Annotated in this window: 3 protein-coding genes; all 3 read right to left on the bottom strand. The window is 43.0% G+C overall.

Annotated elements, in window-relative coordinates:
* Positions 1-62 precede the first annotated feature (62 nt).
* Genes BUB85_RS12260 through BUB85_RS12270 form a run of 3 tightly spaced genes read right to left on the bottom strand, consistent with a single transcriptional unit; the run spans position 63 to position 10,426 of the window.
* Positions 63-2,876 carry an ATP-binding protein gene (locus BUB85_RS12260; protein WP_073110876.1) on the bottom strand — a complete coding sequence of 938 codons (2,814 nt, stop codon included), beginning with the start codon at positions 2,874-2,876 and terminating at the stop codon, positions 63-65.
* On the bottom strand, positions 2,854-6,087 hold the full coding sequence (locus BUB85_RS12265; RefSeq protein WP_073110879.1) for a response regulator: 3,234 nt from the start codon (positions 6,085-6,087) through the stop codon (positions 2,854-2,856). The genes BUB85_RS12260 and BUB85_RS12265 overlap by 23 nt, the downstream gene beginning before the upstream one ends.
* Before the next feature lies 1 nt (position 6,088).
* Positions 6,089-10,426, bottom strand: a complete 4,338-nt coding sequence (locus tag BUB85_RS12270) for a response regulator (protein ID WP_073110881.1) — start codon at positions 10,424-10,426, stop codon at positions 6,089-6,091.
* Positions 10,427-10,747 lie beyond the last annotated feature (321 nt).

A 10,747-nucleotide genomic window follows, 5' to 3' on the forward strand; every position in this document is an offset into this window, starting at 1 on the left:
TATATTTTCATAATGGCTTCGGCTTTGTTTGTACATCTATTGACTTTGTCCTGCCTGTGATATCAGTCTGTGCTTTCGCTCCCTCTCCTGCTGATCAGATCATGCAGAATCTGGAACATCTGCTTTGGATCAACCGGCTTTGCAAGATGGGCGTTCATACCGGCATCCAGGCTCTTTTTCACGTCCTCATCAAAAGCATTCGCTGTCATTGCAATGATCGGCACGGTTTGTGCATCCACACAGTCCAATTCTCGAATTGCTTTTGTCGCCGCAATCCCATCCATAACCGGCATACGTATATCCATAAGAACAGCGTCGTAATAGTAAGGTTTCGCCTGCCTGAACAACTCTACTGCCACTTGTCCATTTTCCGCATGTTCCACAATCATCCCCTTCTTTTCCAGCATCTTGATTGCAATCTGTGTATTGAGCGGATGATCCTCACAGAGTAAAATACGTTTCCCTGCAAGACAGACCTCGGAAGTTTCGGTTCCAAGTTCAGGAGCTATCTGTTCATTTGCTCTGTCAAATACAAGCTCTACGGTAAATTCTGAACCGATCCCTTTTTCACTTCTAACGGAAATCGTTCCGCCCATAAGCTCGATAAGATTTTTTACGATGGCAAGTCCCAGCCCGGTTCCTGCGTAATTTACAATTGTCGCATCATTTTCCTGCTCGAATGGTTCAAAAATCCGTGGTATAAATTCCGGGTTTATGCCGATGCCGGTGTCCTTGATGACCAGTTTTGTTTTAACCTGGGCTTCTTCCAAAAAGGTCCATTCACCTATAACTTCAACCGTACCGTTTTCGGGGGTGAACTTAATGGCGTTGGAAACAAGATTAAAAAATATTTGCTGCACGCGCATCTTGTCCAAGTACACCATTGGCGGCACCTTTGTGCTTGCTGTAAAAACCAGTTTAACATGTTTTTGCTCAGCGCTCACTCTGACAACCCCAATCATTTGATTGAAAAAAGAATTAAGATTGGTCGGTTCCCTGTTCAGCACGATTTTATTGCTTTCGATTTTATTCATATCCAGCGTGTCATTAATCAGGCTCAGCAGATAATGTGCTGATTCATCAATTTTAGATAGATTATCTGCAACTTCAGGCACCAGATTCTCAGAATCCAGGGTGAGCTCAGTCAAGCCGATAATCCCATTCATAGGAGTACGCATGTCATGACTCATTCTGGAAAGGAAATCGCTTTTTGCGGTATATGCCAGCTGCAATTTTCTATTTCTCTTTTTGTTGCTGTTACTGTAAATCGCCATCATAGCCGTCAACATAATGAGTGATAAGAAGCTTACTGCAACGACGATTGTGAGCATCGGATTATTGTTTGCGATTTCCCTCAGCCCGCCATAGTCCTTTTGAGACAGAGCCAATGACAAATGACTGTGAATATCTTTTTGGGAAGTGCTTCGCACATACTTGTTTATGATAGACAGCAACTCGCAGTTTTCCGTATTCGGCACATAAAATCCCACTTCACGGTTGTATCCGGATAAATCCAAATAGAGAAGCTGTCTGTGGCTGTTTTCGGAGGTATAATAGTCCAGGGCATATCTTGTGGCATATCCATAATCGGCCTCCCCCTTGTTCACTGCCTCGAGGCATTCTTCTATCGTATCATAATAGCGGATTTCTTTATATTCATAGCCAATCGGATCCGGCACGTTATTCACAAGACCGAGAACACGTTCGGATTTCGGCTTCGTTTCTGCAGACTTGTTGAGGAACATCGTTAAATTCGCCTCAAGATAGGGATGTGATAATACAAGGCCGTTATCCTCCGCATAGGTGTTGCTGTGAGGTGGACCGAGTATAATATCATATTTTCCGCCGGTAGCCTGTTTACTGATATTTTGATTTTCATCAGCCACATGATACTCAAACTCGATATTGGCTTTCTTGCCGATTTCATTTAATATGGAAACTGACATTCCACACAGCTTACCCTTTTTGTCTACAAATGAAAATGGTGCATACTGAGGAAACATAAGTACCTGAATCTTTGGATTTTCGGCTACATATGCGACCTCCGCTTCTGATAAGGAAAAATCTGCAATTGTGTTGATAAAATACTTTGAACGCAGTCTGCTTTCAAAATACGGATCTGTAACATGGATTTTTTGAATCGCCTCATCCAGTTCTTCTATTAACTCTTCGTTTCCCTTGCCTGAGACAAAGTAAAACGGGCGGGGTGCAAACTGTGCAATCTGCTTTAAATTAGGAAGAAATTCCAGTGAGACCTTGAGCATGGCGTCCGCACTGCCGCTTTTTAAAGCTTCTATCTGCTCATTTACCGTCTCACAACCAACCAGTTCATAGTTAAGCTTCACTTCCCTTGCATATTCCTCAAGCTCTGCATTCCGTGTGCTCGCAGTTTTAATAGATGCAATTTTCAAGGGACTCTGCTGCGTGAAATTCGTTTCCGTTATATTAAGATTGGTGTCTAAGACCTCCAGCGTGGTATACACCAGCCCATAATTATTCTCAGGATAGAGGTACATCTTTTCCAGCGCTTCATTTTTCAGCATCGTGCCGACCAAATCCGCTTCGCCCGTCTGGACTCCTTCCAGGCCATTTAGTATCTGATCGTTCAGGCTCATGTCCGGATAGGTTATGTACTCAAGCTTCCAGTTTGCAAATTCCGCGACTTTGCTTAAGTAATCATAAGAATAGCCGTTGAAGTTGCCGTTCTCATCTATTTCGGTCAGATACTTCTGTTCCGGATATGCGACCTTCACAACACGCTGGTTACTGTCTTCTTCCATATCTGCTGCAAAAGCAGGGGCCGCCAGCCAGAAGCTGCTTATTATAACGGATAGACAAATGGCGATGATTCTTTTAATTGGGGTCATCAGTTCCATCCTTTCTCCTGATAATAAAATCATAAAGCGTCTGAAACAGTTGCGTTGGTTCGATCGGCTTTGCAAGATGGGCATCCATTCCTGCAGTTTTCGATTTCTGAACATCATCGTCAAATGCATTGGCTGTCATCGCAATAATCGGAATGCTTTGCGCGGTTTCTTTCCCCATATGGCGAATGGCATTTGTCGCCTGTAAGCCATCCATTTGAGGCATGCGAATATCCATTAAAATGGCATCGTAATATCCAGGCGGAGTTTTTGCGTACATTTCAACTGCACGCACGCCATTTTCTGCATGCTCAATCATAAAGCCCTTACGTTCCAAAAGTCTTCTGGCAACCTCCACATTCAGGGGATGGTCTTCTACTAAAAGAACTCTCTTTCCCTCAAAGTTGAAGTCCTCCGCTACTTCCGTCACCGCTTCCTCGTGTCTTTCATCGAATGCCTTTTCAAATGCAGAAATAAGAGACGATTTGAACATAGGCTTACTCATCATCATATTGACACCTGCCAGTTTTGCTTCATGTTCAATCGCAGCCCAATCATAAGCAGTTATAATGATAATTGTAACCTCCGGGCCGACAATTTCACGAATGCGTCTCGCAGTTTCAATACCGTCCATCTCAGGCATTTTCCAGTCAATCAGAACAAGGTCGAAATATTCCTTATTATTCCATTTCTCCCTTACCATATCCACTGCTTTTCTACCACTGTCTACCCATTCCGATTTGACGCCAATTTCCTTTAAGGTAATTACCGCCTGCTGACAGACAACAACATCGTCATCCACTACAAGTGCTTTCAGCTCCGCAAAATTGTAGTCATGTTTCCTTGCATATCTTGTCTTTGTTTCTTCCGTAATGCCAAGCTTCACATCCACCGTAAACTCGGAGCCCACGCCCTTGATGCTGCGTACAGTAATTGTACCGTCCATCATCGCAACCAGGTTCTTACATATTGCAAGACCCAACCCTGTACCACCGTACATGGCAGTGGTACCGGAATGTTCCTGAGAAAACGGGTCAAACAAATGAGGTATATATTCCTCTGCGATGCCACAGCCCGTATCGTTAATAACAAATCGTATTACTGCATCATTCTTTGCTTTTTTTAGCTGACGAACACTAATAGATACTTTCCCATACTCGGGTGTAAACTTGATCGCATTGGAAAGTATGTTAATAATAATTTGCTGGAGCTTCATTGCATCTCCAATATAATAATCCTCCACACTGGAGTCCACGATATTTTCATAATCAATGTTTTTTGCACCGGCCTGGGTGTAGCAAATAGAATTGATTCCGTTCAGAAATTCATCAAATGGAATTTTTTCTTTTTTCAGCAGCATCTTCCCGCTCTCAATTCTGCTCATGTCCAGTATATCGTTGATCAGCGAAAGCAAAAACCGGGAGGAAATCCCAATTTTGCTAATGCAGTCCATAACCTGTGCATCGTCTCCAATGGATTGTGCGGCAATGGTCGACATGCCGATAATCGCATTCATCGGTGTGCGGATTTCATGACTCATACGTGAAAGGAAGTCGCTCTTTGCGCTATTCGCCTGCTCTGCGGCAAGAAGTGCTGTCTGCAACATATCGTGCTGCTGCTGTTGCTGGTTAAACAAATCTGTGACGTCGCTCCGTGTAATGACGATCTGCTGGCTTGGCTTATCTAAATAGGCATACTGTATTCTTTTTTGACGGACAGTGCCATCCTGGTGCATAACTCCGCACGTCATAGAGAATATATTTTTCTCTTCAAGATTTTTTTTGATTGCCTCCGGCATCATTTCCTGGCTGACACGCTCTACATCCTCTGGAATCAGGATTTCACGATTTGTCTGCATAATAAATTTCACGTAATCATCGCTGCTCTTCTCAGGCAGCGGTCCATTCGCTGTATTTCCAAGATACATTTTATATCGGTTGCTTTTCAGATCCACATACGCAACATAGTCATGCTCTATCTGGGAAACGGCCTGAATAATACCTTCTTTAATTTTTTCCTCATTGATGTCGTAGGTATACATAAAGGACATCACATCCCGGGTCTGCTGATTTTTGTATGACTTTACGGTAGTCTTCACCCAGATAATACTTCCGTCCTGTGCCTTGCGCTGATACTCAAAAGAGAATTGTGTCTGGCCTTTTTCAAATGCTTCCAGCACGCGGTCTCGATTCAGCATATGACGCATCTTCTCTTTCTGTTCTTCTGTAAGTGCAGTTTCCGCCATCGTATCTGTTCCACTTGAATAGGGCGATCCTTCCTCCAGAACCCCCAAATTATCTTTTGCAATATAGGATTCAACAATATTCTGTGTTATATTAGAACGCGCCTTTGCAAGCAGATTCTCGTGTTGAATCGCTTTGGAATATTCCAATTCTTCATTGTACCGTTGTTCTGACAGCTTGGCTGACGTCACATTCTTCCCCACTGCATAGGCGTAAACAGGCTTCCCGTTTTTGTCAAAGACACTGGTATAATCAATGTGTTCACACCACCAGCCCTTTTCATCCAGGGTACGAAACCAGATATCGGCGGAACATGTTTTAACTCCCTGCTCAAGCTTCCTGTACATTTCTGTAAAATCCTTGACGGAATCTCGACGAACGAAGCCTGATTGAATGATAGAATTTGGAATATCCGTTACCACTTCCTGATGTCCATGACGCATTTTTGATGCTGGAGTCTGAATGATCTCTTTGCTTTTAATATCGTAAGTCCAGAAACATACATCCGAGTTCTCGGTGGCAATACGGAATTTTTCTTCACTGAGCCGTAGTGACTCTTCCATTTCCTTCTGTTTGGTGATATCCATGACCGCTCCGTCCATGATGGTCCTGCCGGAGTCCGTTGTGAAAATTCCGCTGCAAAGAATATACCGGATGTTACCTTTGCCGGTAATCACCCGCATCACCCATTCCGCATAGTCGTTTCCTGCTGCCAGAGTATCATTGACTGTTTGTATCACCATAGGTAGATCTTCCGGATGCACATATTCACTGCAATGGTTATGAATGCGATCAGCCATGCTCTCCTTGGTATATTCATGGATATTATAATATTTGTCATTTCCATAAAGCAAGGTAAAATATTCGTCCACCGCGACAGTAAAAACGCCGCCGATTCGGGACGCACGATAAAGCTCTAACTCATGCTTGCATTCAATTTCATTCAATTGCTCTGTATTTTCAAATAGCTTATCTGTCATTTTACTCATTCTCCTTCTTTGACGCCTTATCCTCATAAATAAATGAGTAAAGTGTACGGTACAGCAGCTTCGGGTCAATCGGTTTGGACAAATGTGCGTTCATCCCCGCTTTTTTCGTTTTGTCCTGATCCTCCACAAAAGCATCCGCTGTCATCGCAATGATAGGGATTGATTTTGCATCAGCTTTTGTCATATCGCGGATTTGTTTCGTTGCCTCAAGACCGCCCATAACCGGCATCCGTACATCCATAAGTATGGCATCGTAGGAAAACGGAGGCTTTTGCAAGAACTGCTGCACGGCTTCCCTTCCGTTGTCAACCACTTCAACGATGCAGCCCTTTCGCTCGAGAAGGCGCTTCGCAACTACAATATTAAGATTATTATCTTCAACCAGAAGAATATGTGCTCCAGATAAGTCCATATCAAAGCCGCCGGGGGATTTTTCTTTCTTCACGTCCAATTCCGCCGTAGAAACATAGAGGTCTACCACAAATTCCGAGCCTTTTCCGATAGTACTGTGTACGCTGACGGATCCTCCCATTGCTTCAACCAGATTTTTTACGATAGCAAGCCCCAGCCCTGTACCCGTCTGATTAAAATCTGTATCTCGATTCTCCTGGTAAAATGGCTCGAAGAGACACTTTTGAAACTCACGGCTTATGCCGATCCCGTTGTCACGAACCGTACAGCGCATTCCGTATTTTCCGTCGCGATCCGGTATATGCTCACAGAAAAATTCAATTTTGCCGCCTTTGGGCGTAAATTTAACGGCATTGGACAGCAAATTGAAAAAAATCTGTGTGAACCGCAGCTTGTCTGTAAGAATGCATCTGATATCGCAGCTTGACTTTATGCTAAAGTCAATGTGCTTTGCCTCTATCAACGGGAGAATGACCGTTTCTATATTTTGCCTGAACTCTTTCATCGTAAACGGCTCTTCATACAACCTGATTTTACCGCTTTCGATTTTGCTCAGATCCAAGATATCGTTAATCAATCCCAGCAAAAAATGGCTGGAGGAATCAATATTGCTTAGATACTCTGCAGTCTTAGAGGGGTTATCTTCATCCTTGGCGAGCTCAGTCATGCCGATGATCGCATTCATCGGTGTGCGGATATCGTGACTCATGCGTGCCAAAAAGTCTGATTTTGCAAGGTTTGCCTGCTTTGCTGAAACCAGTGCCTGCTCCAGCTCTTTTTGATGTCGCATCTGCTCATTATATACACTGGTCACATCAATTCTCGTCATGAGGTACACTTTTCTGTCCTTGTTAATCAGGGTAAGCTGCAGTTGTTTGCGGCGAATCTCCCCTTTTTTATCATTATCCCGCATATTAAAATCAAATTTATGTACTTTTCCATTCGAGATATTTTTAAGGACATTGGAGATTCGGCTTTCTTCAACAACCCGCTCAACATCTTCTTCGCAGACAGCCTGCCTGATTATTATTTCGTTTTGTTCCTGAAATGCCTGATTTTCTGTGAAAAGCTTTTTCCCCGAGTTAACGGTATAATCAACTGCCTTATCTCTTTCGCCGTCCACTACAACAAAAAAGTCATAATCCGTTCTGGAGATGGTTTCCATGATGGATTTCATTACATTTTCATCCGTTGTGTCATTCGCCACAATAAAAGCATAGATATCTTTTGTTTCTGGATTTTTCATGAGATGGACATTATATTTAATCCAGAAAACTTTACTGGTATCAAAAACACGGGTAAATTCCATGGAAACCGAATAATCTCCACGGTTAAAATAGCTAAGTAAAGACCGGCGGTTAAATGTCGTTCTGTATTTTTCTTTGTTTTTTTCCCCGAGAATATAATCCACAGTTTTGGAAAAATAAAAGTCAGCATCATTACTGTCTATCAATTCAGTCAACACACGGAACTGACTATCTCCGTCGACAATCGTATTTTGCGTCAGATTGATTTTCAAGGAGTCGATAATGGTCTGCTGTAAGGCGGAACGGTAGGACATCTCTTCATCGAACTTCTTGATCGCCTCTTTTTCACGGGTCACATCTCTGCCGGCCCCAAACGCCTTGGCGGGTATCCCTTTTTCATCAAATACCGTTGTATAAATGACACGCTCACACCACCAGCCGGCTTCGTCTGTGGTTTTATACCAGATATCTTCACTTACTTCTTTTTCACCCTTTTTCAGTCGTTCAAAAATACTGTAAAAGGTTGGAAGACTATCCTCTCTGACATATCCGTTTTCTACCGTTGAATGAACATAGTTTTCAATCGTAAAGCAATTCTGCTTAATTCTGAGCGAATTTGATACGACTGTCAGCACATCGTTCTGAATATCATATTCCCATACGTTGATTCCAGAACTTCTGATTGCCACCTGATAACGCAATTGCTGCTCTTTCTCGGCCTCTTCAATGCATTTCATTTTATCAATATCAGTAAATACAGCACAAAAGGTAGGCTTTCCATGTTTACTGCTTAAATAAGTGCAGCAGAGATTGATCCAACGGGGCTTGCCAGACTTTGTGTTAATGCGATATGTCAGCTCCAGATTGGATTGATTTTCCAACGCATTTTTTATGGTTTCATTCAGCAAAGGAACATCCTCTTCATAAGTGAGAGCCATAGCGTCATCACGGCAGATCCGTTCACGTTCTTCTCTCGAATGGCCTGATAATTCGCATAATCCGTCACTGTAAAACATAGTTTTTATCTTATCACCGTTAATCTCATATAATGCAATGCCGCCGGGAACTGTGTTGACCAGGGTACGGTAGCTGTTTAGTGCCTCCTCTTCCTTTTTCATCAATATCTGCATATCGTTTTTCGCCTGTATCAACTGCTGCTGAACCTTACGTTCTTCTGTCACATCGGTATAGCTGACATAGCACAACTTTGTGGCATCCGGTTGATCAATGATCATGGCATTCAGATAAATCCAGATGTATTCCTTCCTGCAGTCATTAAATATACGATATGTATGGTTTACCGGAGTTGATGTCCGGATTGCATCGGTCAGCTTTGATTTAAGCTCGGCAAGGTCTTCAGGATGCACATTTAAATAGTCTGTTTGTTTCTGTACAGATTTTACACTTTCATCTGAATAGCCAAATATTTTATAAAAGGCCTGGTTGTGAACAACAGGATGTATTCCGTCCTGATCAGCAAGATACAAGCACATCCCCCCCGGTACATGCTCAATTACAGAGGAAAGCTGATCCATCAGCTCTTTGTTTTTCTGTTCGGTTTTTCTGCGCTGCGTCACATCTTCAATGTATTCCACATGCGCTTCAATTCCGTTCCAATCGGTCAGTTTGCCTCTTAAATGATAAACGCCGCCATTCACAGGATACCGAACGTCTCTGCAGAAAAACTCATCGTGATGCATCAAATGGATTTTGCAAAATTCGCAGGGGGATGTCCGGTCGAACAAAAATTCATAGCACTTTTTCCCTATCGTATTCTGACGTTCTTTTCCAGCCAGATCAAGCCCCTTCTGGTTAATATAGAGGAGCTCGTAGTTCCCTGTGTCACTGACGTAGATTGCACTTTGAGATTCATTCACCAGGTTGGCATACAGCTGTGTCATTTTAGACGATTTCTGATAAACGGCATGGAGAAGCAGTCCCTCCTCATCCGCCTGTACTAAAATGGCATTTAAATTGATCCAGACAAGTCCGCCGCCTTTCCGGCAGATACGATAGGCTACATCAATAGTGGTACCGCTTTTTACCGCCGCTGAAGCAATCGCAAATACACGGGCACGGTCTTTTCCATATATGATTCTTGACGCATCCTCGCTGATATACGCTGCATACTCCTCTCTCGTGTATCCGCTTAAAGCGGCCACTCCGTCTGAAAAGTACAGCGTTTCCAAATGATCAGTCCAGCGGTAAATTGCAATACCGCCGGGGATGTTGTTGATCAGATTCGCCGCCTCCATTCTGCTTTTTTGGAGTGCTTCATTCAGCCTTTGCTCTTTTTCCAACGCAAAACATCCAAGCACGTTTTTAACACGTGCCTGGATTACCCGTTCGTCGGCCGGCTTTGAAACAAAATCTGCTGCTCCGTTCTCCAGCGCTGCCAGCTGGCAGCTCTCGTCGGCGGTTACGGCAATGATCGGGATGGCGCTGTCCACACTCTCTTTTATCCGTTTGAGCACCTCAATCCCATCCATCACCGGTATGTCAATATCCAGCAGAATCACTGAGATTTCCTCGGTGTGCCTGTGAATAACATCAATAGCCTCTTTTTCATTTCCCGCATATAAAATTCTATACTCATTCGAAAAAACAGCCCCCATTACCGCCCTGTTTGCATCAATGTCATCGACAATGAGCATAGTTAATTTCGTATCCATACAGCCGCCTCTACCCCTTCCTCATTCCAGAGTTGCCGCCTCTAATTGCATGTCCAACATGCTGCATATCTACTCTCGACAAATTGTTGAATTTCGTTTGTATGTTCTCGTAAATGCCGCTGCTTTGATGCCTCGAATAAATATACGATTCATTTTAAAAAAACAAATTATTACAAATTATATTTAGAAGCAAAATATCTCAAACTTGTATAACTATATAGTTTATGTAACTGTTCAGAACCCCCTTGGGGAACTAATTAATTTTTGTACAAAACAGAGAATTTTTAAAACCTGTTTTGCGATATTATTTCGGTAATTGGT

Origin of the sequence: Hespellia stercorisuis DSM 15480 (assembly GCF_900142165.1) — a bacterium.
Lineage (GTDB): Bacteria > Bacillota > Clostridia > Lachnospirales > Lachnospiraceae > Hespellia > Hespellia stercorisuis.

Coding starts and splice junctions, on each gene's coding strand:
- BUB85_RS12260 (WP_073110876.1), bottom strand. CDS start 2,876: ATGGAACTGATGACCCCAATTAAAAGAATCATCGCCATTTGTCTATCC.
- BUB85_RS12265 (WP_073110879.1), bottom strand. CDS start 6,087: ATGACAGATAAGCTATTTGAAAATACAGAGCAATTGAATGAAATTGAA.
- BUB85_RS12270 (WP_073110881.1), bottom strand. CDS start 10,426: ATGGATACGAAATTAACTATGCTCATTGTCGATGACATTGATGCAAAC.